This window comes from Anoxybacillus flavithermus (assembly GCF_002742685.1).
Taxonomy (GTDB): domain Bacteria; phylum Bacillota; class Bacilli; order Bacillales; family Anoxybacillaceae; genus Anoxybacillus; species Anoxybacillus flavithermus_E.
This window is the reverse complement of the sequence record NZ_PEDM01000015.1, coordinates 1-26,016: the sequence shown is the minus strand read 5'-3', so window position 1 is coordinate 26,016 and position 26,016 is coordinate 1. Positions and strand designations below refer to the sequence as shown.

Here is a 26,016-nt window from a genome sequence, read left to right as displayed (position 1 = left end):
CTTCACAAATAAAAAAAAATCCTTCTTTGAATGAAAAGGTAGAAAAATTGGGAATAATACGAACGATATTTGACGCGAAAGGAGATTGATTATGCGCCATAGCGAAAAAGGAGAGTTTATCCATTCACAATCCCCGCTTATGCACGTTGATTTTCACTCATTTATTCAAAAAGAAAACGAGCTCACATCATTTGAACTCGCTTCTGAATTCGGACTCACTCTTCGTGACGTACAAAAACTAAAAAAACATTTAGCGCGAGGATAAAAAAACCGAGCTCGTCCATATGCGAGCGCGGTTTTTATTTACTTTCAACGATTAATGTCACCGGTCCAATGTTTGTGAATTCTACATCCATCATCGCGCCAAATACGCCTGTTTCTACGCGAATTTCTTTTTGACGTAATTGCTCATTAAACATCTCATAAATGTGTTTCGCGTGTTCTGGTTTTGCTGCATCCATAAAGTTCGGTCTTCTTCCTTTGCGACAGTCTCCGTACAGCGTAAATTGCGAAATTGATAAAATCGCTCCACCAACATCTATAAGTGATACGTTCATTTTTCCGTGTTCATCTTCAAATATGCGCAAATGAGCAATTTTATCAGCGACAAATGCTGCATCTTCCTCCGTATCATCATGCGTAATGCCAACTAACAAAACGAGCCCAAAATCAATTTCTCCGACTACTTCGCCAGCTACTGTGACTTTTGCATCTTTTGCGCGTTGAACGACAACTCTCATGGCGACAACCCTTTCTAATTCATGATCCGTCTAACTGAATAAATATCTGGAATTTGTTTAATGCGCTCCACCACTTTTTGAAGATGACTTACGTTATGAATAAAAATCGTCATATGAATCGTTGCCATTTTATTACGATGATCCGTTCTTCCAGATACAGCAGAAATGTTCGTTTTCGTCTCATTGACAGCTTGCAACACTTCGTTCAGCAAGCCACGTCGATCATATCCAGTAATTTCGATGTCGACTGTATATTCCCGTTGACAGTTTGCCCCGCTCTCCCATTGCACAGGAATAAGTCGCTCTTTTGCTTCTTCAACAAGCACGTTCGGGCAATCGGCACGATGAACAGAAACGCCACGTCCTTTTGTAATAAAACCGATAATTTCATCACCAGGCACCGGATTGCAACAGCGTGACAGACGAATAAGTAAATTGTCTACTCCTTCCACGCATACACCAAAATCGCGTTTTTTCATTGGTGTGATGGTTTTCGCCTCTTGCAGCATGTCCGATAAGCGTTTCGCTTGCTCTTCTAAGTCGCGTTGTTTCCGCCACTTTTCTGTTAGACGATGCGCAACTTGGGCAGCTGTAATGCCGTTGTATCCAACAGCAGCATACATATCTTCTTCGTTAGCAAAATTAAATTTTTCCGCTACCCGTTTCATATTTTCAATAGTGAGCACTTCTTTGACATCAAAACCCATGTTGCGAATTTCTTTTTCGACAAGCTCTTTTCCTTTTTCAACGTTTTCTTCACGGCGTTGCTTTTTGAAAAATTGGCGAATTTTATTTTTCGCATGTGATGTTTGGGCGATTTTTAACCAATCTTGACTTGGGCCATATGAATGATTGGACGTCAAAATCTCAACGATGTCTCCCGTTTGAAGCGGATGATCGAGCGGCACCATTTTTCCGTTCACTTTTGCCCCAATCGTTTTATTTCCAATTTCTGAATGAATGCGATACGCAAAATCAATCGGCACCGAACCGGCTGGAAGCTCAATGACATCACCTTTTGGCGTAAAAACAAACACCATATCGGAAAATAAATCCATTTTCAACGTTTCGACAAACTCTTCTGCGTTGTTCGTTTCGTTTTGCCACTCAACAATTTCGCGAAACCATGCTAGTTTTTCTTCAAACGTATTCGGTCGAATCGTCTTTCCTTCTTTATACGCCCAATGGGCAGCAATTCCAAATTCCGCAATATGATGCATCTCAAACGTCCGAATTTGCACTTCAAGCGGTTCGCCTTTTGGTCCGACAACGGTCGTATGAAGCGATTGATACATATTTGGCTTCGGCATGGCAATATAATCTTTAAAACGCCCAGGCATCGGCTTCCAACATGTATGGATGATTCCGAGTACCGCATAACAGTCTTTAATGCTTTCAACGATAATGCGCACAGCAAGCAAATCGTAAATTTCATTAAATTGTTTATTTTGCAAAACCATTTTGCGATAAATACTATAAATATGTTTCGGACGTCCAGAAATTTCAGCTTGAATGCCAACTTCATGTAACCGTGCACGCATTTCTTGAATGACTTCTTCCAAATATTGCTCACGCTCTGCCCGTTTCTTTTTCATTAAATTGACGATGCGATAATATTGTTGCGGGTTTAAATAACGAAGGGCTGTATCTTCAAGCTCCCATTTAATTTTTGAAATTCCAAGTCGATGCGCAAGCGGCGCGAAAATTTCAAGCGTTTCATTCGCTATGCGGCGTTGCTTTTCAATCGGCAAATGTTTTAACGTGCGCATATTGTGCAGACGGTCCGCCAACTTAATTAAAATAACGCGTATATCTTGCGCCATCGCTAAAAACATTTTGCGATGATTTTCTGCTTGTTGTTCTTCATGTGACTTATATTTAATTTTTCCAAGCTTCGTTACACCATCAACGAGCATCGCCACTTCTTTTCCAAATTCTCTTTCTAAATCTTCTTTCGTCACATGTGTATCTTCTACGACATCATGCAAAAACCCAGCTGCAATTGTCGCAGGGTCCATTTCTAAATCGACTAAAATACCTGCTACTTGAATCGGATGAATAATATACGGTTCGCCTGACTTCCGATATTGCTCACGATGTGCCTCTTTCGCAAACTTATATGCCCGTTCGATAAACTGTATGTCGTCTTCCGACAAATAACGGCTCGCCTTTTCAATCACTTGTTCCGCCGTTAATACTTGTTCATTTGCCATGCAATCACCTTTTATTTTAAACGTATTTACAATATTATCATGAAAATTTTTTCAAATGTAAAGAGCAACATGTGAAAAAGAGGAGCGTTTTGCCCCTCCTTCATTAAAATTGCATTAACGTTAAGATATCGTATCCTTTTAATTTTTCGCGACCTTCTAAGTACGTTAATTCAATTAAAAATGCAATGCCTGCAACAACGCCACCGAGCTGTTCAACAAGCTTAATCGTCGCCTCGATCGTACCGCCAGTTGCTAATAAATCGTCTGTAATAAGGACGCGCTGTCCTGGCTTAATCGCATCTTTATGCATCGTTAATACGTCCTTGCCGTATTCTAAGCCGTATTCGACACGAATGACTTCGCGAGGCAATTTTCCTTCTTTACGAACAGGGACAAATCCAACGCCAAGCGCATAGGCAACTGGACAACCGATAATAAAACCACGAGCTTCTGGTCCAACAACAACATCAATTTGCTTTTCACGCGCGTAATTGACGATTTGATCTGTTGCGTATTTGTACACTTCCCCTTTGTCCATAATGGTTGTAATATCTTTAAATTGAATGCCTGGTTTTGGGAAATCAGGAACAATCGTGACGTATTGTTTTAAATCCATCGATATTTTCCTCCTCATACAATGAATCAAACCAACGTTTCAGTTGGGAATAAGATGAGTATAAAAACATATGCTCAAGTTCGGCCTGCGCTTGCTTTAATCGATAAGAAGGCGATTCTGTTAAATCCCGTTTTTGTACATGACGGGCTAAAGAAACGATCCCGTTTTCAACTGTAATAAACCCAAGCTCCCTAAACACTTGAATCATAAACAAAATCGTTTCTTTTGTCCACCCACGCGAGCGAGCCAAATCATCAGCGTAACGCCGCACATCAAAAGGGCTACGCTTATGCAAAAAGGAATACAACCACTTAAAATGTTCACGCGTTGGCAACACGCTGAAGAAGTGATTCTCCCTTTGATAGAATAACGCATAAATGCGTTCAGGTAAACTACAACTTAATAAAACTTTGACGATTTGCTGTGACGGAGGCAAATCAAGAAAAACGACATATTTTCCACTCACATCAACCGTCGCTTCTTGTTCGCTCGATACATGTACAATTTCGTCGGCATATGCTGCCAATTGCAGTACATCTACTGTGTCGTGATGGAAAGCGATGAATAACCGTTTTTCTTTTGGGAGCGATGCCATAAACTTACTCGGATTGCGAATGTGACGCATATCAAACAATTGCCACTCATCCACAGCTAAATCTTGAATCATTACCTGCGGCTTCCGAAAGTTATTCCATTCGTTAATGGCCAGTTCTCCTACGATCGAAAGACGAGCGTTCGGTGCAATTTCATCTCCAACATGTCCGAAGCCAAATCCGATCGCTTCTAACGTTTTTCCATCTTCAGTTAACAACAATTTTAAGTGGTTTTGATCCGTTCCGATTTTTCGTAACGTATCTAGTTGCACATGTTGGAAAAGGACACGCGGTTTCGGATTCCCCATCCCAAACGGTGCAAGCCGATTCATTTGTTCAATTAACTCTATCGAAACATCGTCAATCGAACAACGCAAATCAACATGCGTAACAGGAATCAAGTGTTCTGCTGTCAATTGTTGCTTCGCTGCTTCGTTTAGACGTCGACGTAATTCATCTACATCATGAAAAGAAAGCGTCATACCCGCAGCCATCGGATGTCCACCGAAATGAGGTAAAATGTCGCGACAGTCTGATAAATTCGCAAATAAGTCAAATCCCTCAATACTTCGCGCTGATCCTTTAGCTATCCCTTTTTCTTGATCAATGCTTAACACGATCGTCGGGCGATAAAACCTTTCGACTAAACGAGACGCCACAATGCCAATGACACCGACGTTCCAACCTTCTTTCGCTACAACCAACACGCGGTTATCTCTATAATATTGCTCGACAAGTTGAATCGCTTCTTCCGTTATCTCATTGACGAGTTGTTGGCGCTCGCGATTCATCGCATCAATTTGCTCAGCTAGCATGTCCGCTTCATTTGCATCTGTCGTCAACAACAGCTGAACAGCTGGATCTGCGCAATCGAGACGTCCTGCTGCATTAATGCGGGGACCAATCATAAAGGCAATCGTATCTTCCGTCACAGCTGTATGTGATACACCGCATTGTTTACAAAGTGCTTGTAGACCGAGGCGTTTCGTTTGACGAAATTGCTCAATCCCTAACCGAGCAAGTAAATGATTTTCGTCTTGAAGCGGAACGAGATCGGCAATTGTTCCAATCGCGACAACGTCCAGCCATTCATACGGCACGCGCCCGATGAGCGCATGGGCGAGCTTAAATGCTACCCCGACGCCGGCTAAATGTTTAAACGGATAATCTGGACTAATTTTTGGATGGATCGTCGCATACGCTTCAGGCAACACAGGACCTGGTTCGTGATGATCGGTAATAATTAAATCGATGCCAAGTTGCTTTGCTACGTTCGCTTCATGTAAAGCAGAAATACCTGTATCAACTGTAATAATTAACGATATCCCTTGTTCCTTTGCAAATTTGAATGCTTGTTCATTTGGTCCGTATCCTTCTGAAAAACGATTCGGAATGTAAAAAGACACATTGGCCCCTTTTTCTCGTAATGCGCTGACCATCACAACAGTGCTGCTTACTCCATCGGCATCATAATCACCGAAAACAAGAATACGTTCGCCTTTTGTAATCGCTTTCTCTATTCGATCGACCGCTTTTTCCATGTCGTTTAACAAAAATGGCGAATGAAACGATTGCTGTCGCTCGAAAAAAGAACGAGCGGCTTCAACGGTATGATAGCCGCGGCTGACGAGCAATGAAGCAACGAGCGGAGCTATATGTAACGCTTGCGCAATCATTTGCACTTTTTGTTCGTTTACTTGTTTAATGTTCCAGCGGGTTTTCGATGGTAACATATCATTCACCCCTCAACCTTTTTATTATACAAAACAATACACTAAGGGGCAATTTATTGTTCACCATATGGATTTATATGCACCATTACATTGTGCACTTGAGGAAGCGATAAAAGCTTTTCTTTCACTCTTTTCCCAATTTCATGTGCTTCTGAAACAGTTAAGTGAGGTGCGACAGCAATTTTCAAATCAACAATGACGTAATGACCATGTTGGCGTGCAAAAAGGGAGTCGATACGCTTCACTTCTGGAAACGAAAGAACAGCTTCGCGCAAATGTATCGTTTCTTCTTCGTGCCACACATGGTCAAGCGCATGATGAATCGACTCTGCCCCTAATTTCCAAGCCATTTTTAAAACGAGCAGCGAAACGAATAACCCTGCAACAGGATCGGCATAAACGAGCCATGGTACATGTAATGTTTCACCTAACATCGCGGCAATAATGCCAATGCATGCCGCAATCGAAGAAAAAACATCGGAACGATGCTCATACGCATTCACAATAATGGCGTCACTTTTAATTTTCTTTCCTAAAGCATACTTGTAGCGAAACATCGCCTCTTTCACAACAATTGACAAAACAACAGCATAGACAGCGAGCATTTTCGGTGGTTCAATCGGTTGAAAAAAAGAAGAAAAAGAAGAAGTTCCAATTTCTACTCCGACAAGAAAAAGTAAAACCGCCACAATAATTGCTGCGATCGATTCCGCCTTTCCGTGTCCATAAGGATGATCCTCATCGGGTGGTTGTTTTGCAACACGCAACCCGATCCATACAGCAAGCGATCCTGCTACGTCAGAAGCAGAATGTACCGCATCGGCAATAAGCGCCTTACTGTTTGCGATCATCCCAATCCATCCTTTGATGACCGCTAAAACAATGTTGCCGACAACACCAACCATTGCGGCAAATTGAGCTTGTCGAAAGCGCGCTTGTTCATTCACTCCATTCGCTCCCTTTCCCTTTTGTTTTTTTTAGTGTATCCTATTCACCCCATGAAAAAACGTCGCGGCATGCGCCACGACGTTTATACTTCTGGTTCCACTTCCCATTGGTCGCGTTTTTGTTTTCCTTTTTTCAATTGTTTTGCTTTCCAAATAAGCCATAATTGTGCTGCGATAAAGAGCGAAGAATATGTGCCAGAAATTAAACCAACAAGCAATGCAAATGAGAAATTGCGAATCGCTTCACTACCGAATAATAAAAGCGCAATGACTGTAAAGACGACAGTTAATACTGTATTGATCGAGCGGCCGAACGTTTGTTGTAACGCTTTGTTGACGATATCTTTTAAATCGTCGACCGTTTTCACCTTCCGTTTTTTCATTAAATAACGAATGCGATCAAACGTCACGATCGTATCATTAATCGAATAACCGACGATCGTTAATACAGCGGCAATAAACGTTAAGTCAACTTCTAAGCGCGTCAAACTAAAGAAAGCGATGATGAAAAATGCATCATGCAATAGGGCAACAATAGCTGCAATGGCCATGTACATTTCAAAGCGAACGGTTACGTAAATGATGATACCAATGGATGCAATGAGTACGGAAATAAACGCATTGCGCGCCAATTCTTTTCCGACCGTTGGCGATACAGTGCTTACGTTCGGCTCTATTCCATATTTTTCTTTAAAATGTGATTTTAACTTTGAAATTTCTTTTTGGTCAAGTACCCCAAGAAAACGTACAATCGCCATTTCGTTGTTATTGCCAGACAGGACGACATCTTTCGGTTCGAGTTGCAATTGTTTTAACTCTTGCTTCACTTCTTCTGTTGTCAGTGATTTTTCGCTCATTAAATCGACGCGTGTACCACTAGAGAAATCGATACCTAAATTTAATTTTGCAGTGAGCAATAATACAAGCCCGATGGCAAACATGGCCCCTGAAACGATGAAAAATAGTTTGCTTCGTTTTACAAAGTCGAGACGTGCAAACTTCGTCGGCACATCTGTATCATCTGTCACTTTCGCAATGTCTAACACGTCTTTTGGATTAACGCCAAAATAATGTGGTTTTTTATCGAATAAGCGACTTTTCACAAGCAAACCGAGCAAGAGACGCGTACCATATACCGCTGTAATAAAGCTTGCTAAAATGCTGATAATGAGCATTGTCGCAAATCCTTTCACAGAGCTCGTCCCGTACACAAATAAAACCACACCAGCAATAATCGTTGTAATGTTTGCGTCTAAAATCGTTCCGAAAGAACCACGATTACCGATGCGATATGCTGACATGAGCGATTTTCCAAGCTTTAATTCATCTTTGATGCGCTCGTATGTAATAATGTTTGCATCGACTGCCATACCAACACCGAGAATGAGTGCAGCAATTCCCGGTAGCGTCAATACACCGTTCATCCAATCAAAGACGAGCAAGATGAGATAAATATATACACTTAATGTAACGACAGCGACAATTCCCGGCAGACGATAAAAAATGAGCATAAATAAAAAGACAAGCGCAATGCCGATGATGCCAGCAAAAATTGTTTTTTGTAACGCCTGTTCACCAAACTGTGCACCGACCGATGTTGAATAAATTTCTTTTAACTCAACAGGTAGAGCGCCCGCGTTTAATAAATCAGCTAATTGTTTTGCTTCTTCCACAGTGAAGTTTCCAACGATTGAAACATCTGTCTGATTGAACACTTCGTTCACTTGTGCAGCCGAAATAAACTTCGGATGCTCTTTTCCTACTTCTTTCGCGTATGAGTCAACACCTTCTTCGAAATCAAGCCAAATGACAAGCACGTTGTTTGGTGCCATACTTAGTACTTTTTGTGTCACTTCTTTAAACTTGTTCGCATCTTTTAATTGAATGGCAACGCTCGGTTTCCCTTTATCGTCAAACGTTTGTTTTGCTCCCCCTTCAACGAGGTCGCTCCCATCCATCAATACATTATCATGTACATCGCGAAACGTTAATTTCGCCTCTGTGGATAAAATTTCGCGCGCTTTATTTTGATCTTTTACCCCAGCTAACTGAACGCGAATACGATCGTTCCCTTCTACATCAATGCGTGGTTCGCTCACCCCAAGCACGTTAATGCGTTTATTTAACGCGCTTACGGTGCTAAGCAACACGTCTTTCGTAATTTTTTCTCCTTCTTTTGTCGGCTTCACTTCATATAAAATTTCAAAGCCACCTTGCAAGTCTAAGCCAAGCTTAATGTTTTTCACAATTTTCTCTGCTGTTGTTCCCATCATGCCGCCTAGTAAAACGACAAGAAGGAAAAAAGCAATGATGCGACTACGTTTTACCATAAAAATCCTCCTCTATTCTGGCGTCTGCCAGAATTTTTACCAACAAAACAAATTATGAATGACAGTACACTTTCTGTCAATTTCCAAATAAACAGTTAAAACAATTGTTGTAATTCCGAAAGCCCTTCTTCCGTAAACCAACGATCGTGTTTTTGTTCCTTTTGAACAACATAAGCCATATAATCACTTGCACGCAATGATAAAATGTCGTTTACAAGTTCAAACAGCCGCTTTTCTTCTTTATTTTTTTTCCATTTTTTCACCATTAAACAATTCCATACATCTTCAATCGTTGCTTGCTCATAACCGAGCAATTTTAACTCATCTACTTTACTTTGTAGCGCTGGCATTAATTGTTCTCGATCCACATTCATCTCCCCCATTTTGTCATGCTTGGCCAACATGTGCATATATTTCATTGTATAAAAGATGACCTCATTTGAGAAGGTAGGGAGGAACATGTCCAAATTTTTGAAAGGGACGATGATTTTAATTGTTGCTGGATTGTTGACGCGCATACTCGGCTTTATTAATCGTATCGTCGTTGCTCGTCTCATCGGTGAAGAAGGGGTAGGTTTATATATGATGGCTGTGCCGACGCTCGTATTAGCGATTACAATTACGCAGTTCGGCCTCCCTGTCGCTATTTCAAAGCTTGTCGCTGAAGCGGAAGCAGTGGGCGACAGACGAAAAATAAAAAAAATATTAGTTGTATCCCTATCCATTACGATTGTTTTAAGTATGATCTTTTTCCCGGCTCTGCTCGCCATCGCTCCCATTCTTTCTAACACGTTATTTACAGACGCGCGCGTTTATTATCCGCTTGTTGCCATTGCACCAGTCGTCCCAATTGTCGCTCTGTCTTCCGTTTTGCGTGGATATTTTCAAGGAAGACAGCAAATGAAACCATATGCGTATTCTCAATTGCTTGAACAAGCTGTCCGCATCACGCTTATCGCTGCTTTTACAACCGCTTTTTTGCCGTACGGTATCGAATATGCCGCAGCAGGGGCGATGGTTTCTGCGGTCGTTGGGGAGTTTGTATCGCTCGTTTATTTATTCATTACATTTAAACGAAAAAAACCGATTCGCATTCGTTATCGCTTTTTCGCCTACGTAAAAGAAGGAAAGGATACGTTCGTTTCACTCATGCGCATTGCTGTACCTACACTTGGAAGTCGAATGATTGGATCAGTCGCCTGGTTTTTTGAACCGATTGTCGTTGCACAAAGTTTGGCGCTTGCCGGCATTACTGCAAGCCATGCGACAAAACAATACGGGGAACTTACCGGATATGCGCTACCTCTTTTAATGCTTCCATCATTTATTACATATGCGCTCGCCACCTCACTCGTTCCGGCTATTAGTGAAGCTGCCGCCCAAAAGCAATATCGCTTAATCGAGTATCGCTTACATCAAGCTGTACGGTTATCACTTTTAGCTGGGGGACTATCTATTGTTGTGTTATACGTATTAGCAGAAGAAATGATGCAATTAATGTATGGGGCAAATGAAGCAGCGATTTTTGTCAAAGTGATGGCCCCGTTTTTTATCTTTTATTACTTGCAAGGCCCACTGCAAGCCGTCTTGCAGGCGCTCGATTTAGCAAAAGAAGCAATGACAAATAGCTTGATCGGTGCTATCGTTAAAACAGCGCTTATTTTTTGGCTCTCTTCCCAACCATCACTTGGCATTATGGGGGCTGCGCTAGCCATCACCGTTGGCATCATGGTTGTTACATTATTACATGCTGCGACAATTATAAAAGCCATTTCGCTTTCTTTGTACGTAAAACATTACGTCGCGCATTTCATCGTCATTGTTTCTGTGACAACAGTTGGCCATTGGATCGTCCCGCTTTTACCATTTTCATTGCTTATGAAAACAATTGTCGCCATCGCAATAATGACGTTCATATATCTTGCTCTCGCTCAATCGTTTCGCCTAATTGAAAAAGATGAGTTTCGTCAATTGTTCCGATAGTCACTCATCTTTTTCGTCAATATAAAACGTTCCATCTTCATATGTACAATACGAAATGTTATCGATCTGCTCATATCCGCGTTTTTTTAGTTGCTTCATTAACCATGCGCTCGTTTGATTGATGAGCGCTAAATGTTCTTCTTGAATGACACCGTCTTTAATAAGCGGTAGTGCTAAAGACGGTGTTTTCTTTTTTCCTTTTTCTTTTTCAAATACAGACAGTTTGCCAGACGGCTCTAAAATGGCAAACTCGACATCGGCAATGTTTTTAATATTTTTTTCACGCAATTGAATAAGCAAATCGTCAAAATTGTATCGTTGTTTCCGCATCGCCTTTTCATCAATTTTTCCGTTGTTAATAATGACCGTTGGTGATCCATCAACGAGACGGCGAAACATTTCGCTTTTTAAAGAAAAATAGGCAAAAGCAATTTGGGCAATCGTCAGCACAATCATCGGCACGATCGTGTGAAAGATCGGGTCTTTCGGCTGTTCAATCGCAATAACGGCCATTTCCCCAATCATAATAAAAACAACTAAGTCTAAAATGCTTAACTCTCCAATTTCTCTTTTCCCCATAATACGGAAAATAAATAAAATAACCCCATACAATAATAACGTTCGTAAAATAATCGTGACGTACTCCACGTTCATTCCCCCTCATTTGTTATACGTTTTTATTCTAAACAAATGGACGTCCGAATATGTTTGTACTAAATGCAGGAAGGAGGGTTACGAATGATTCGTGCTATTTTTTATGGGATTATAACGATTTTTATAAGCGCTATCTTATGTAGCTTTACATTGGCTCTTTTGTTGAAGTTGACAAGTTATGATGAAACGTCATTGCAATGGGTGATGCATGGGCTCGCATTTTTATCATTGTTTTTCGGTGGGTTTATTGCAGGTGGAAAAGGGAAAACGCGCGGTTGGATGCTTGGGGGAGCAACGGGCATCATTTTTACAACAATCATTTTTTTCTTTCAATTTCTTGGCATGGACCGAACGTTTTCGATTGAACAGTGGGGATACCATGTCGGGTTTCTCATCACGGCCATCATCGGTGGAATAATTGGTGTCAACGTCGCCACATCTCGTTCACGAAGCGCATAAAAATAAGACAGGCAACAAACCTGTCTTATTTTTCATTGACAACTTCACGAATGGCCGCACGATCATATGTAAGACGCGAACCGTCACCCGCGCGAATGACGACCGTATGTTCATCAAGTGAATCGATGATGCCATGCAATCCACCAATCGTAATGACTTTGTCTCCTTTTTGCAAATTTGCCTGCATTTGTTGAACAGCTTTTTGCCGCTTTTGTTGCGGGCGAATAAGCAAAAAGTAAAAAATCGCAAAGAATAAAATAAGTGGTAGTAAGCTTGCTACAGTTTCCATATTTTCACCCCTTTCTAAAAGTTTTTCGCATTCGGCTTATTGAAACCGTATTGTTCAAAAAACTGTTCTCTGAAATCACCAAGGCGATCTTCGCGAATGGCTTGTCGCACTTGCTCCATTAATTTTATCAAAAAGTACACGTTATGGTAAGATGTAAGGCGAATACCAAACGTTTCATCGCATTTAATTAAATGGCGAATGTATGCACGCGTATAATTGCGGCATGTATAACAATCACAGTTTGGATCAAGTGGTGAAAAATCGCGCGCATATTTGGCGTTTTTAATGACGACGCGACCTTCGCTTGTCATGACCGTTCCGTTGCGACCGATGCGCGTCGGTAACACACAGTCAAACATATCAATACCACGAATCGCTCCGTCAATGAGCGAGTCTGGTGAACCGACCCCCATTAAATAACGCGGTTTATTTGCTGGCAATAATGGCGTTGTAAATTCTAATACGCGATTCATCACGTCTTTCGGTTCACCGACGGACAAGCCGCCGACCGCATATCCTGGAAAATCGAGCGACACTAAATCTTGCGCACTTTGTTTGCGCAAATCTTCAAACTCGCCACCTTGCACGATCCCAAATAGTCCTTGCTCATTCGGACGTTGATGTGCTTTTAAGCACCGCTCTGCCCAACGGCTCGTTCGCTCAACTGACCGCTTCATATACTCATACGTTGCAGGATACGGTGGGCATTCGTCAAATGCCATCATAATATCAGAGCCGAGCGCATTTTGAATTTCCATTGCTTTTTCTGGTGATAAAAATAATTTATCGCCATTCAAATGATTTCGGAAATATACGCCTTCTTCTTCAATGCGGCGAAACTCACTTAAACTAAATACTTGAAAACCGCCAGAATCTGTTAAAATACCACGATCCCAATTCATAAATGAATGAAGCCCACCTGCTTCTTTGACGATGTCATGTCCTGGTCGAAGCCATAAATGATACGTGTTACTCAAAATGACGCCTGCTCCCATTTCTTTTAATTCTTCAGGTGAAAGCGTCTTTACAGTCGCAAGTGTCCCAACAGGCATAAACATCGGTGTTTCAAATGAACCGTGCGGCGTATGAAGAATGCCAAGACGCGCGCCAGTTTGCTTACATGTTTTAATAAGTTCGTAACGAATTGGTGTCACATATAGTCCCCTTTCTCAATTCATATAATGAGCATTGCGTCACCGAAGCTAAAAAATCGGTAACGCTCTTTTACTGCTTCTTCGTAAGCACGTAACACATGCTCTCGCCCCGCTAACGCACTAACAAGCATAATGAGCGTCGATTTTGGTAAATGAAAATTTGTAATCATTCCGTCAATTGCACGAAACGTATAGCCCGGATAAATAAAAATGTCCGTCCAACCGCTTTCAGCAACAAACATTCCATCGTGACGAGACGCGATCGTCTCAAGCGTGCGTGTCGATGTCGTCCCGACAGCAATAATACGTCCACCTTTTGCTTTTACATCGTTCAGCAATTGCGCAGTTTGTTCTGTCATTTGATAAAACTCAGCATGCATATCATGTTCCTCAATGTTTTCTACGTTTACAGGACGAAACGTTCCTAATCCGACGTGTAACGTAATAAAAGCAAGATGTACCCCTTTTTTTCGTACATCTTCAAGAAGCTGTTCTGTAAAATGTAACCCTGCTGTCGGAGCAGCGGCTGACCCTGCTTCACGAGCATAAACCGTTTGATATCGTTCGCGGTCATCGAGCTGTGCTTTAATGTACGGAGGAAGTGGCATTTCTCCAAGCGACTCAAGCACTTCAAGAAAAATACCATCATATGAAAACGAAAGAATGCGCCCGCCGTGCTCTAGCTCAGCTACACATTCCGCACGTAAACGACCATCACCAAATGAAAGCATCGTTCCGATTTTCACGCGCTTCGCTGGCTTGACAAGTGTCTCCCATTGATCGCCATCGAGCTGTTTTAATAAAAGCACTTCAATATGCGCCCCAGTTCCTTCTTTTTCTCCATATAAGCGAGCTGGCAATACGCGCGTATCGTTTAAAACAAGGCAATCGCCTTCTTTCAAATAAGATAAAATGGAACGAAATGTTGGCTCATGCGTCACTTCCCCTGTTTGTTTATTAAGCACCATAAGACGTGATGCTTCTCGATTTGGCAATGGGGTTTGCGCAATGAGTTCTTCTGGTAAATAAAAATCAAATAAATCTACTTTCATATCCACGTCCCTTTCTTTATTTCATTAACGAAAACGACCGATAATATAAAAAATAAGCGATAAAACGACACTTAAAATAATGGATGTCATGATCGGGAAATAAAATGTTGCATTTTCTTTTTTAATGACGATGTCTCCTGGTAAGCGACCGAGTTTAATAAATTGCATCAAAAAACCGACAATGATAAGAACGACACCAATAAGCATGATTGTTTTTGGCAAGTTCGTCATTGCGGCACCTCCAAGCCGAAATGGTTGTATGCAAGCGGTGTAACCATTCGACCACGCGGTGTTCGTTGTAAAAAACCGATTTGCAACAAATACGGCTCATATACATCTTCAATTGTTTGTGCCTCTTCACCAATGGTCGCAGCAATCGTTTCTAATCCAACTGGTCCACCGCGGAATTTTTCCATCATGCTTTTTAATAGCTTATGATCAAGATGGTCTAATCCTAAACGATCGACTTGCAATTGCTCGAGCGCCTCATTCGCTAAAAGAAACGTAATCGTCCCATCCCCGCGCACTTGGGCAAAATCACGCACACGTCGCAACAATCGGTTTGCGATGCGAGGTGTGCCTCGCGAGCGACGGGCAATTTCAAACGCGGCTTCTTCCTCGATTTCTACCGCGAAAATGTGTGCTGTTCGCTTCACAATATGAGCGAGTTCCTGAGGAGTATAGTATTCTAAACGGCTTAACACACCAAAGCGGTCACGAAGCGGGGCAGAAAGTGCGCCAGATCTTGTTGTTGCCCCTACGAGTGTAAATGGTGGTAAATCGAGACGGACAGAACGGGCAGCCGGTCCTTTTCCGATGACAATATCCAAACAAAAGTCTTCCATTGCCGGATACAATACTTCTTCTACTGCTCGCGGCAGACGATGAATTTCATCAATGAATAGTACATCACCAGGTTCAAGTGTTGTTAAAATGGCAGCTAGGTCTCCTGGTCGCTCAATCGCTGGTCCAGCTGTTGTACGCAATTGCACACCCATTTCGTTTGCAATAATCGCGGCAAGCGTCGTTTTTCCAAGCCCTGGTGGTCCATACAACAGCACATGATCAAGCGTCTCTCCGCGCATTTTCGCTGCTTCAATAAATACGGTTAAGTTTTCCTTTACCTTTTGTTGTCCAATATATTCCCGCAACTGTTTTGGACGAAGACTGTATTCAAACGATGCGTCATCATAGTCAGCTGCGCTTGAAATGAGACGCTCCTCCATCATGCATCCCCCTTACTTCAGTAGTTTTTGTAAAGCAAGCTTAATATATCCTTCTGTCGATAACCGCTCTTGTTTTAAAATCGGCACAACTTTTTGAATTTCTTTATCCGCATAACCGAGCGCCTTTAACGCTTCAAGTGCTTCAGAAAGCGAGTCAATCGCTTCAAGTGGCTCTGTAAATAAATTTGGGAACGCATCAGGCACAATGGCTTGCAGTTTTCCTTTTAAATCTAAAATCATTTGCCGTGCTGTTTTCTTCCCAACACCCGGAAACTTACATAAAAACTGGTCATTTTCTGCTTCAATCGCTTCAACAAGTTGCTCAAGCTGGCCGGCCGCTAAAATGGCCAACGCCCCTTTTGGTCCAATGCCTGATACTTGCAATAGTTTAGCAAATAACGTTCGCTCTTGACGAGTGTGAAATCCGTAAAGCGCAAGCACATCTTCACGTACGTAGTGATATGTATATACAACAATTTGTTGCTGTTTGTTGATTTGAAATGAAAACGGATTTGGAGTAAAAATTTGATATCCTATTCCGTTATTTTCAACGACAATATATTCTGGGGAAACGTAATCGACATATCCACGAATAAATTCAATCAACGCCTCGTCCTCCTTTTCTCACGCCTTTCATTTTAACATAAGATGAGAAAAGCGGAAAGCGTAGGGCAAGACACGATTAAACATATAAGAAAGCCCGCTGATGTGCGGGCTTATTTCCCAAACGGCTCATACGCTTCAATGACACGTTTGTAATTTCTTTTCGAACGAACAGAAATGCCTTTTTTCAATTTCTCACGTTCATGGCTTTCAAGTTTTTTTACATCAATTTGAAAAAACGATTGGATGACGCGAGATGATTCACCTGGCTTCCCTTCAAAAATAGAAAGTGTTCCATCTTCAGTAAGACCAAAATACCCTGCTTTTGTTAATGGGGACAAATCATCAACGTAACGTTGGAAAACAATTTGCTCGTCATCCATATTGATCAGATGCCAATCTTTATATTTGTGCCAAATGTCTTTCATCGATGTTACAGTTTCTTTCCTTATCTCCTCACTCACTTCCCCATCCATATATACCGTTTCTAAAATGATTGTCATGTGCACTGGGGACGTATGTTGTGCAATAAATAAGCTAAGTAATAGTGTAAGTATCATATGCATCTCACCTCATTCATATATTGACCATTTTTCCCAAAAATAAACGGTCTTGCCATCGCAAGACCGTTTATTCTAACATAGACTCATCTAAGTTGTGATAAATTTCTTGTACATCGTCATCATCTTCAAGCATATCAATCAGTTTTAACATTTTCGTTAAATCGTCACCCGTTAACGTCGTATACGTTTGCGGAATCATGGTTATTTCAGCTGTCGCAAACGAAAATCCTTGGGTAGCTAACGTATTTTTTACTTGTTCGAACTGTTCTGGGGATGTATAAATTTCAAATGAATCTTCCGTTGTTTCCATTTCATCTGCCCCTGCTTCAATCGCTTGTAACAGCATCTCATCTTCATCGATATCTAAATCTTCACGTGCGATAACGATTAATCCTTTTCGATCAAATAAATACGAAACACATCCCGTTTCTCCTAAGTTTCCGCCATTTTTCGAAAATGCGACACGAACGTTGGAAGCCGTCCGGTTTTTATTGTCAGTTAAGCAAATCACCATGACCGCTACGCCACCTGGTCCATACCCTTCATAACGAATTTCTTCGTAATGTGTATGCTCTTGATTTCCTGTTGCTTTTTTAATGGCACGTTCAATATTTTCATTCGGCATATTGGATGATTTTGCCTTTTCAATCGCAAGGCGCAACGTAGCGTTTGTCGTTGGATCGCCTCCACCCATTTTTGCCGCGACGTAAATTTCTTTTGCCAGCTTCATAAACAATTTTCCACGTTTCGCATCTTGTGCATTTTTGCGCCGTTGAATATTTTTCCACTTGGAATGTCCTGCCATTTGGATCCCCTCTCATATGTTGTGAAAAATGTCCATAAAAACTATAACAAAAATAAATGAAAAAGAACAGGGGTGAGCCCCTGTTCTTTAGCCGCGATTCATAAATGGTCGTTCGATCATATCGCCCATATCGTTAAATATGTCGCGAATATCACGCTCTAATTGATCCATTGGACCACCGTCGCGAATATCGTTATCAAGCGTCCGAATACGGTTGTACATGCTTTCATTTGCAACTACACGGACGGTTTTGCCCGCGGTATATGGAGCGATCGCTTGACGAACAAGACGTTCAATGCGTGTCGTATTTTTCTCTGTCGTCGATACAGCAACGACAACTCGATCTCCTGAAACAACAGCACGTGCATCTTTTACGTTCGCAACGTTTGAGGCACGTTTTGCAATTTTTTCAGCTAGCGCTCCGTTATAGTTACGGTAATACGATGGGCGTGTGCGTTCATCCATCGCATTTAAATGTCCATGATAGTTGCGATCAGCACGACTAAAATTACGATCGACTTGCGGTGTTCGCGTTGTTCGATCCATGTTACGATCAAGCATTTCTGTAATCGGTCCGTCGTTATCACGCACTTGACGAACATTTCCGTTTAAACGCTCTGTACCGTAGCGACCATATTGAAACCCATTCATGTCGTTTTCATTGGAGTAATATCCGATCGGACGTGTACGGTCGGTATAACGTGTGTCAAACGCTTGGTTATTACAAGCAACTAACCCACTAAGTGCGATAACTGCACCGAGAGCGACAATTCGCTTCCGCAAAGGAAAAACCCCCTTTTTGCTTTTGTAGACGACGCGTCTACATCATTAGCTTGGCGCAAAAAAGGAGTTTTATCGCTGTTAAAATTTTGGCGGAGCGATCGCTAACTGCCGTTTATGGTGTGAACGTTCATGAAGCCGTTCAATAATTTCGCGGTCGCGTTCTGGAATTGGCTCACCTTTTAAATATTTGTCAATCATGTCGTATGTTGTACCCATTTCGTTTTCGTCTGTCTGTCCTTCCCAAAGACCTGCGCTAGGCGCTTTCGTAATAATTTCTTCAGGTACACCAAGAATGCGTGCCATCTCACGCACTTCGCCTTTTGTAAAATGAACGAGCGGGACTAAATCAACGCCACCATCACCATATTTTGTAAAATAACCTGTATGCCATTCCGCTGCATTATCTGTTCCGACAACGAGATAGCCGTAATTGTTAGCGACCGCATACAACGTCGTCATACGCAAACGCGCGCGCGTATTCGCATCACCAAGACGAGAAACTTCCTCGTTCCATTGTCCTTTTTCTTTGAGTTTCTTCTCGATTTCGCTAAATAATACGCGATGTGTTTCTGTTAAATCGATGACATGATAGTCAATGCCGCAACTTTCTACAACTTTTAATGCATCTTCTTTATCTTTTGGATTGCTTTTACATGGCATAATGAGTCCTAACGAATGATTAGGAAACGCTCGTTTAATTAAATGAGCAACCACTGCAGAGTCGATGCCGCCACTAATCCCGACAATCGCTCCGTTCATCCCTGCTTCTTGTACACGTTCGCGAAGCCACACAACTAACTTTTCAATTTTTTGTTCCATGTATGTACATCCCTTTCTTTTTCACATCGTCATGTTCATTTTATCACACAAAAAACAAAAAGAAAAAGAGGCGACTTATTGCCCCTCTTCTTCCTCACGATAAGGAACAGAAAAATATGGATTCATCCCATATGGTTGCCCCTGCCACCCTTGTTGCCAGCCGTATGGACTATACGGCATAGCTGGCTGTGGCATATACATTGGCTGCGGCATCATCGGCACTTTTTCACCATACATTTGTTGTGGATACGCTGCTTGTTGCGGCTGCTGCGAATATTCCCCTGCACTTGTTGGCATTTGCGACATCATCGGTTGCGACTGTTGAGAATATTCCCCTATCGGCATTTGTGGCATGTATGGTGTCGCCTTCGTCTCACCACATCCGCAATCATCGTTATTCATAGTCCCTTGTGAATATGTCCACGGCATCATTGGATACATTGGCGGAAACCACGGATAAAAACCGTACCCTGGCATGATTGGTGAAATAGGAATGCAAGGCATCGGCAAAGGCATTGGAACAGGTTGTGGTTGCATCGGCTGTTGTGGTTGTTCCTGCATGATTGGCGCTTCTGTTGTTGGAATCGGTGGAATGTCTGGAAATGGCGGTATTTGCATATCTTCGTCAGGCTCTAGCATATTCGGCATAATATTTGGCGGCTTTGGCGGCAAAAGCGGCATCTCTTGTTTCGGCTCTTCTTTTTTTTCCGGTGCCTTTGCAATTGGAATTTCTTTTGCTATTGGTTCAACGTTTTGCGGTTGTTGTAATGGTTGCTCTTTTTTGCTTACATGAATATCAACATCAACTGAAACTTTTGGCGTTTCCTTTTTGACAGATTTTACTGGTGCTGCTGGTGTTGGTACTTTAATTTTCATACCCGGCATAATGTAATTTGGATCACTTAAATGAGCATTCATTTTTTTTAGCTCTTCAAAATCAACCCCATATTTCTCCGCAATTTTCCAAAGGGTATCTCCTTTTTGAACGATATGAATTTTCACGTGTTTCCCCCTCCTATGTTCAGACGTGACATGTATGTCATGTTCAGCTTGTCGCTACTAGGCTTCAACATAACTTATGAACGGAAAGCTTTTTTTATGATAAAAATAAAAAAGACCGGCAAAAAAATGCCGATCTTATGCCCGCGCTAACATGCGCTCAAGTGCTAACATCGCTCCTTCTGCTACATCTTTTGGCACGGTAATGCGATTTACCACTTTTCCTTCAAGAAGCGATTCGAGCGTCCAAAGTAAATGCGGTAAATCGATGCGGTTCATCGTTAAACATGGACACATATACGGGTTTAACGACACGATTTCTTTATCTGGATGTTGCTGAATAATCCGATTCACTAAATTCATTTCTGTTCCGATCGCCCATTTGCTTCCTGCTGGTGAGTTAGCAATCGTTTCGATAATATATTTCGTCGATCCTGCATCGTCAGCTTGTTGTACCACTTCCCAGCTACATTCTGGATGAACGATAATTTTCATATCTGGCTTTGTTTTTCGAATATGTTCAATATGTTTTACTGTAAAGTTTTCATGAACGGAACAATGCCCCTTCCATAAAATCACTTTAATTTGTTGGACATCTCCCTCATATTGCAATGTATTTGTAGCTGGGTCCCATACAGCCATTTGTTCTAACGGAACGCCAAGATCGTATGCTGTGTTTCTTCCTAAATGTTGATCAGGCAAAAAGAAAATACGCTCTTTTTGTGTAAACGCCCATGCGACCATTTTTTTCGCATTTGATGATGTTACTGTTGCACCACCATGCAAACCGACAAACGCTTTAATCGCAGCTGTAGAGTTGACGTACGTTAACGGTAAAATCGTATCGCCAAATAATTGTTGCAATATTGGCCACGCTCGTTCAACTTGTTCAATTTCTGCCATATCAGCCATCGAACAGCCTGCGCGCATATCTGGCAACATGACGATTTGTTCATCACTCGTTAAAATATCAGCCGTTTCCGCCATGAAATGCACACCACAAAATACAATGTATTCAGCTTCTTTATTTTTCGCGGCCACTTGCGCGAGTTGCAATGAATCACCTGTCGCATCCGCAAATTGAATGACTTCGTCTTTTTGATAATGGTGTCCTGGAATAAATAAACGAGTGCCGAGCTCTCGTTTGACACGAGCAACTCGTTTTTCCATTTCTTCAACTGACAACTGTTTATACGTCTCTGGCATCGTATCGTGTTGTTGCATGAGTTGTAATACATTCATCGCTCATTCCTCCTACTGCACGTTTAAACTAATATCTAGTGCTTTCGCTGAGTGCGTTAACATCCCTAACGAAATGTAGTCAACCCCTGTATCCCGATATTGTGCAATATTTTCAAGAGTAATCCCGCCTGAGGCTTCTGTAATGATAGACGATGGGACGAGTTGAACAAATTCGCGAATTTCATCGGGTGTACGGTTATCAAACATAATGATATCCGCCCCTGCTTCAACCGCTTCGATGACTTGTTGTTTCGTTTCCGTTTCTACTTCAATTTTTACCATGTGACCGAGTTGGGAACGAACACGTTCTACTGCTTTTTTAATCGATCCACAAAACGCAATATGATTATCTTTGATCATCACCCCATCATACAAACCGAAGCGATGATTATATCCGCCACCGCATGTCACCGCATATTTTTCTAACATGCGAAGCCCTGGTGTTGTTTTTCGCGTATCACAAATGCGTGTATGATTGCTGTTGAGTGCCCGAACGGCTTGATTTGTCAATGTAGCAATACCACTCATGCGCTGAAGCAAGTTTAAAATGACGCGCTCACCTGATAAAAGGGCAATCATTGGACCGGAAACGACGGCGATTGTTTCCCCTTTTTTCACGCGTTCTCCGTCTCGTTTATATAATTCACATACGATGGATGGGTGTAATAACTGATATCCGATTTCAATGATCGATACGCCTGCGATCATTCCATCTTCTTTGGCAACAAATATCGCTCTTCCTTCATCCATAGGAGAAAAAATAGTTTCACTCGTAATATCGCGTTCCCCGATATCTTCTAAAAAAAACTGCTTCAGCAGCTCTTTTAACTTTAGCTCATTCAACAAAATCCCTCCTTTATGAGATGCTCTGCTTTCGTGCGTATGATGCGACGTTTTTCCCAATACATTTTTTCAAACGGTTCATCGCTTCGGTAGTGAGCACCGCGGCTTTCTTTTCTTTGCAAAGCTGAAGTCGTAATAAGCCATCCAACGATTAACATATATATGATCGTCCGTTTCTCATCATCATGCTCCGGTGCCATGTTGACAAGCTCATCAATCGAATATTGTTCAAACCATTGTTTCGCGTAAAACAATTGGTCATACTCGCGCACGATGCCGACATATTGCGTCATCATACGCTGAATGTCCTCTTTTGTTGGCAACGCAACGCGCACGTTATTTTCTTTTCTTTCGCTTTTCTTTAACGTCAAACGCTGCTCGGTTTTGTTTAACAATTGGAAAGCAACGCGTCGACTAAAGACGAGCGCTTCAAGCAACGAGTTGCTTGCTAAACGGTTCGCTCCGTGCACACCTGTACATGCTGCCTCTCCAACCGCATATAGTCCCGGCAATGTCGTTTCACCATCCACATTCACAACGATGCCGCCCATTAAAAAATGAGCACCTGGGACGACAGGAAGGAGACCGTTGCGCCAATCGATTTGATAGCGTTCACAAAGCGATGTAATCGTCGGAAAACGGGATGAAAAATGCGGAATCATCGAAACATCTAAAAAAACAAAATGACCGTTTTTCATTTCGCGCTCAATCGCTCGAGATACGACGTCGCGCGGCGCTAAATCTTTTTGTGGATGCACTCCGTCCATAACGCGCCGACCGTCATCAGTCACTAACATCGCTCCTTCTCCACGAACCGCTTCCGAAATGAGGCCGACAGCTTTTCCATCCACATAGAGCATTGTTGGATGAAATTGCACAAATTCCATATCCGCCACAGCCGCGCCAGCTCGATATGCCATCGCAATGCCATCGCCCGTTGCCGTTTCTGTGTTTGATGTAAACGCATATAACTGTCCAATTCCACCTGTTGCGATCACGATCGCGCTCGCTGTATACGTTCCATTTTTCGTCTGTACGCCCACACAATGTCCATCGGAAACGAGCAAATCAATGACAGGATCGTTTTCAATAAACGTCACACGGTTAGAAAGCTTTTCAAATAAAAATGAAACCATGTTTTTTCCTGTCGCATCGCCTCCCGCATGTAAAATGCGCCTCATGCGGTGCGCCCCTTCTTGCCCAAAAAGGAGCTGTCCACGTTCGCCCACATCAAATAAAAAACCGATGTTCATAAAATGTTGAATCGCCTCTCGTCCTTCTTGAACTAAAATACGTACCGCCTCATCGTCATTATGCTCACATCCAGCAATCATCGTATCTGTATAATGAGATAACCAATGATCGTCAGGATGAATGGCAGCCGCGACTCCTCCTTGAGCAAGCCAAGAATTACTCGTTTCTTTATTCGATTTCGTGAAAACAATCACATTTTTATGCTGACATAAATGGTAGGCAACCATTAACCCCGCAAGGCCGCTACCAACAATAATCACATCCGCTTCACGCATGGATGTTCCTCCATTTCATACTGTCTTGACACCTATATTGACATATATTTAAACTGATGACAAGACTTTTGTTTTTGGAAGTGGTGAACGAGATGATTTATTTAGATTACGCAGCAACAACACCAATGAGTGAAGAAGCTTTAGCCGTTTATGTACAAAGTGCGAGAACATATTTTGGAAATGCAAGCAGCCTTCATGATGTCGGAACAGCTGCAAACGAATTGCTTACGATTTGTCGCAAACAACTCGCTCAACTCATTCGTGGCGAAGAAAAAGGAATATATTTTACAAGCGGAGGAACAGAAGCAAACGTTCTCGCTATTCGTTCGCTCGCTTACGCCCATCGCCATAAAGGGAAACATATCATTACATCAAGCGTCGAGCACGCTTCCGTTCACGCTGTATGCGCGCAACTTGAACAAGAAGGATTTACCGTGACATACGTGCCAGTCGACCGCTTCGGACAAGTGGATATCGGGGCACTTGAACGGGCATTAACGGACGAAACCATTCTCGTTTCTATTCAACATGCGAATCCTGAAATTGGTACAATTCAACCGTTGCAACAAATCGGTGAATTATTAAAAGAAAAACAAATTATCTTTCATAGCGATTGTGTACAAACTTTTGGTAAAATACCGATAGATGTGAAACAACTTCACCTCGATAGCATATCTATCTCCAGCCATAAAATTTATGGTCCAAAAGGGGTTGGGGCTGTATATATGAACCCGCGCGTACGTTGGCATATGTGGCTACCGAACACGACACATGAAGGCGGATTTCGTCCCGGAACGGTAAACGTCCCTGGCATTGCTTCCTTTACAACCGCGGCGCTCGAAGCTGAAAACAAGCGAAACACAGTTCAACAACATATGAATGAATTGCGTCGCTATTTTGTTGAACAAATCGCCCAAAAACAACTACCGATAACCGTTTTTGAACATCCAACAGATCAATTACCACATATTGTTGGCTGTCTCGTTCACGGATTTGAAGGACAATATGTGATGTTACATTGCAATCGTCACGGCATTGCGATTTCTACTGGAAGCGCATGTCAAGTTGGAAAGCAAGCACCTTCAAAAACAATGATCGCGATCGGCAAGAAGAAAGATGAAGCGAAGCAATTCATTCGGCTATCGTTTGGTGTGCGTACAACAAAAAATGATGTAGAAACGGTTGTTTCTGTACTTGAACAGCTTCAAAAAGAAAGGATGTTAACATGAAAAAAGAAAAAAAATTACTAGGGGAAGAACGACGGGCGCTCATTTTGCAATGGTTAAAGGAGAATCATCGCCCGATGACAGGCACTGAATTGGCGAATAAAACAAACGTAAGTCGTCAAGTCATTGTTCAAGATATTTCCTTATTAAAAGCAAGAAACGAACCGATTATTGCAACAAGTCAAGGGTACTTATATTTATCATCATCTTCTACTCATATGTACACGCGCGTTATCGCTTGTTGTCACACACCCGAACAAACGAAAGATGAACTATATACGATTGTCGACCATGGTGTTACTGTGAAAGACGTCAAAATTGAACATCCTGTATACGGCGACTTAACAGCATCAATTATGGTCAGCAATCGATTAGAAGTGGACGAATTTATTCGAAAAATTAATGAAACGAAATCCGCCTATTTATCTCAACTGACAGATGGGGTTCATTTGCATACACTTGAAGCCGATTGCGTAGAAAAGTTAGATGAAGCATGCGCTGCTTTAAAACAAGGAGGATTTTTAATCGAATAAAAAAACATCCCTTTACACGAGGGATGTCAGACTGTTGACAAAATGGTTGGAAGACACCCGTCTTCAAACCATTTTGTTCCAT

At 42.0% G+C, this 26,016-nt stretch carries 27 protein-coding genes; 5 read left to right on the top strand and 22 right to left on the bottom strand.

Going from position 1 to position 26,016, the window contains the following annotated elements:
* Positions 1–91: 91 nt before the first annotated feature.
* Positions 92–265: a hypothetical protein gene (locus tag CS060_RS14135; RefSeq protein WP_009361696.1), complete on the top strand. Its 174-nt coding sequence runs from the start codon at positions 92–94 to the stop codon at positions 263–265.
* A 34-nt stretch (positions 266–299) separates the two neighbouring features.
* Here CS060_RS14135 and dtd read toward each other — a convergent pair whose 3' ends face one another.
* The 7 genes from dtd to CS060_RS08260 form a co-directional block, all read right to left on the bottom strand.
* Positions 300–740 carry a D-aminoacyl-tRNA deacylase gene (gene dtd / locus CS060_RS08290; protein ID WP_035045984.1) on the bottom strand — a complete coding sequence of 147 codons (441 nt, stop codon included), beginning with the start codon at positions 738–740 and terminating at the stop codon, positions 300–302.
* Positions 741–754: 14 nt separating this feature from the next.
* Positions 755–2,953, bottom strand: a complete 2,199-nt coding sequence (locus CS060_RS08285) for a RelA/SpoT family protein (RefSeq protein WP_035045983.1) — start codon at positions 2,951–2,953, stop codon at positions 755–757.
* 103 nt (positions 2,954–3,056) lie between these two features.
* Complete coding sequence (locus tag CS060_RS08280; RefSeq protein ID WP_035045981.1) at positions 3,057–3,569, bottom strand: adenine phosphoribosyltransferase; 513 nt, start codon at positions 3,567–3,569, stop codon at positions 3,057–3,059.
* Positions 3,535–5,895 (bottom strand): single-stranded-DNA-specific exonuclease RecJ, encoded by a 2,361-nt coding sequence (gene recJ / locus CS060_RS08275; protein ID WP_035045979.1) that lies wholly within the window; start codon positions 5,893–5,895, stop codon positions 3,535–3,537. Before recJ ends, CS060_RS08280 begins: the two co-directional genes overlap by 35 nt.
* A 53-nt stretch (positions 5,896–5,948) precedes the next feature.
* Positions 5,949–6,842, bottom strand: a complete 894-nt coding sequence (locus tag CS060_RS08270) for a cation diffusion facilitator family transporter (RefSeq protein ID WP_035045977.1) — start codon at positions 6,840–6,842, stop codon at positions 5,949–5,951.
* Between the two features lie 83 nt (positions 6,843–6,925).
* Positions 6,926–9,172 (bottom strand): protein translocase subunit SecDF, encoded by a 2,247-nt coding sequence (gene secDF, locus CS060_RS08265; protein ID WP_099668873.1) that lies wholly within the window; start codon positions 9,170–9,172, stop codon positions 6,926–6,928.
* 95 nt (positions 9,173–9,267) lie between these two features.
* The gene (locus tag CS060_RS08260) at positions 9,268–9,546 is read right to left on the bottom strand and encodes a post-transcriptional regulator (RefSeq protein ID WP_231563485.1); all 279 of its coding nucleotides are present in this window, start codon (positions 9,544–9,546) and stop codon (positions 9,268–9,270) included.
* Between the two features lie 85 nt (positions 9,547–9,631).
* Between CS060_RS08260 and spoVB the strand changes: the two genes are divergently transcribed.
* Positions 9,632–11,155, top strand: coding sequence for a stage V sporulation protein B (gene spoVB / locus CS060_RS08255; protein ID WP_099668872.1), 1,524 nt, complete (start codon positions 9,632–9,634; stop codon positions 11,153–11,155).
* On the opposite strand, the gene CS060_RS08250 is transcribed toward spoVB, so the two are convergent.
* Positions 11,156–11,809 (bottom strand): DUF421 domain-containing protein, encoded by a 654-nt coding sequence (locus tag CS060_RS08250; RefSeq protein ID WP_442752119.1) that lies wholly within the window; start codon positions 11,807–11,809, stop codon positions 11,156–11,158. It lies immediately after the preceding gene.
* A gap of 84 nt (positions 11,810–11,893) precedes the next feature.
* Here CS060_RS08250 and CS060_RS08245 point away from each other — a divergent pair, with 84 nt between their 5' ends.
* On the top strand, positions 11,894–12,268 hold the full coding sequence (locus CS060_RS08245) for a TIGR04086 family membrane protein (protein ID WP_035045973.1): 375 nt from the start codon (positions 11,894–11,896) through the stop codon (positions 12,266–12,268).
* A gap of 25 nt (positions 12,269–12,293) precedes the next feature.
* On the opposite strand, the gene yajC is transcribed toward CS060_RS08245, so the two are convergent.
* The 14 genes from yajC to nadB all read right to left on the bottom strand — a co-directional run bounded on the left by yajC (position 12,294) and on the right by nadB (position 24,175).
* The gene (yajC, locus tag CS060_RS08240) at positions 12,294–12,557 is read right to left on the bottom strand and encodes a preprotein translocase subunit YajC (protein ID WP_003396247.1); all 264 of its coding nucleotides are present in this window, start codon (positions 12,555–12,557) and stop codon (positions 12,294–12,296) included.
* A gap of 14 nt (positions 12,558–12,571) precedes the next feature.
* Entirely contained in the window at positions 12,572–13,711 is a 1,140-nt protein-coding gene (gene tgt / locus CS060_RS08235; protein ID WP_035045971.1) for a tRNA guanosine(34) transglycosylase Tgt, read from the bottom strand.
* A 20-nt stretch (positions 13,712–13,731) separates the two neighbouring features.
* Entirely contained in the window at positions 13,732–14,763 is a 1,032-nt protein-coding gene (gene queA, locus CS060_RS08230; RefSeq protein WP_035045969.1) for a tRNA preQ1(34) S-adenosylmethionine ribosyltransferase-isomerase QueA, read from the bottom strand.
* Between the two features lie 24 nt (positions 14,764–14,787).
* Positions 14,788–14,994: a DUF2905 domain-containing protein gene (locus tag CS060_RS08225; RefSeq protein WP_032100191.1), complete on the bottom strand. Its 207-nt coding sequence runs from the start codon at positions 14,992–14,994 to the stop codon at positions 14,788–14,790.
* Positions 14,991–15,989, bottom strand: a complete 999-nt coding sequence (gene ruvB, locus CS060_RS08220; protein WP_035045967.1) for a Holliday junction branch migration DNA helicase RuvB — start codon at positions 15,987–15,989, stop codon at positions 14,991–14,993. The genes CS060_RS08225 and ruvB overlap by 4 nt, the downstream gene beginning before the upstream one ends.
* A gap of 12 nt (positions 15,990–16,001) precedes the next feature.
* A complete protein-coding gene (ruvA, locus tag CS060_RS08215) occupies positions 16,002–16,595 on the bottom strand; it encodes a Holliday junction branch migration protein RuvA (RefSeq protein ID WP_035045965.1) in 594 nt (197 codons plus the stop codon).
* Positions 16,596–16,705: 110 nt separating this feature from the next.
* Positions 16,706–17,152 (bottom strand): BofC C-terminal domain-containing protein, encoded by a 447-nt coding sequence (locus tag CS060_RS08210; protein WP_369795712.1) that lies wholly within the window; start codon positions 17,150–17,152, stop codon positions 16,706–16,708.
* Positions 17,153–17,222: 70 nt separating this feature from the next.
* Complete coding sequence (locus tag CS060_RS08205) at positions 17,223–17,960, bottom strand: YebC/PmpR family DNA-binding transcriptional regulator (RefSeq protein WP_035045961.1); 738 nt, start codon at positions 17,958–17,960, stop codon at positions 17,223–17,225.
* Positions 17,961–18,047: 87 nt separating this feature from the next.
* The gene (locus CS060_RS08200; protein ID WP_035045959.1) at positions 18,048–18,743 is read right to left on the bottom strand and encodes a YhcN/YlaJ family sporulation lipoprotein; all 696 of its coding nucleotides are present in this window, start codon (positions 18,741–18,743) and stop codon (positions 18,048–18,050) included.
* A 78-nt stretch (positions 18,744–18,821) separates the two neighbouring features.
* Complete coding sequence (nadE, locus tag CS060_RS08195) at positions 18,822–19,562, bottom strand: NAD(+) synthase (protein WP_035045957.1); 741 nt, start codon at positions 19,560–19,562, stop codon at positions 18,822–18,824.
* Between the two features lie 75 nt (positions 19,563–19,637).
* Positions 19,638–20,564 (bottom strand): SafA/ExsA family spore coat assembly protein, encoded by a 927-nt coding sequence (gene safA, locus CS060_RS08190; RefSeq protein WP_035045955.1) that lies wholly within the window; start codon positions 20,562–20,564, stop codon positions 19,638–19,640.
* A 135-nt stretch (positions 20,565–20,699) separates the two neighbouring features.
* Positions 20,700–21,803, bottom strand: coding sequence for a quinolinate synthase NadA (nadA, locus tag CS060_RS08185; RefSeq protein ID WP_035045953.1), 1,104 nt, complete (start codon positions 21,801–21,803; stop codon positions 20,700–20,702).
* Positions 21,804–21,815: 12 nt separating this feature from the next.
* Complete coding sequence (nadC, locus tag CS060_RS08180; protein ID WP_035045951.1) at positions 21,816–22,646, bottom strand: carboxylating nicotinate-nucleotide diphosphorylase; 831 nt, start codon at positions 22,644–22,646, stop codon at positions 21,816–21,818.
* Complete coding sequence (gene nadB / locus CS060_RS08175) at positions 22,643–24,175, bottom strand: L-aspartate oxidase (protein WP_035045950.1); 1,533 nt, start codon at positions 24,173–24,175, stop codon at positions 22,643–22,645. Before nadB ends, nadC begins: the two co-directional genes overlap by 4 nt.
* A gap of 92 nt (positions 24,176–24,267) precedes the next feature.
* Here nadB and CS060_RS08170 point away from each other — a divergent pair, with 92 nt between their 5' ends.
* Together CS060_RS08170 and CS060_RS08165 are read left to right on the top strand one after the other, a co-directional pair.
* Positions 24,268–25,404 carry an IscS subfamily cysteine desulfurase gene (locus tag CS060_RS08170; protein WP_099668870.1) on the top strand — a complete coding sequence of 379 codons (1,137 nt, stop codon included), beginning with the start codon at positions 24,268–24,270 and terminating at the stop codon, positions 25,402–25,404.
* Entirely contained in the window at positions 25,401–25,934 is a 534-nt protein-coding gene (locus tag CS060_RS08165) for a transcription repressor NadR (RefSeq protein WP_035050803.1), read from the top strand. Before CS060_RS08170 ends, CS060_RS08165 begins: the two co-directional genes overlap by 4 nt.
* Positions 25,935–26,016: the final 82 nt, after the last annotated feature.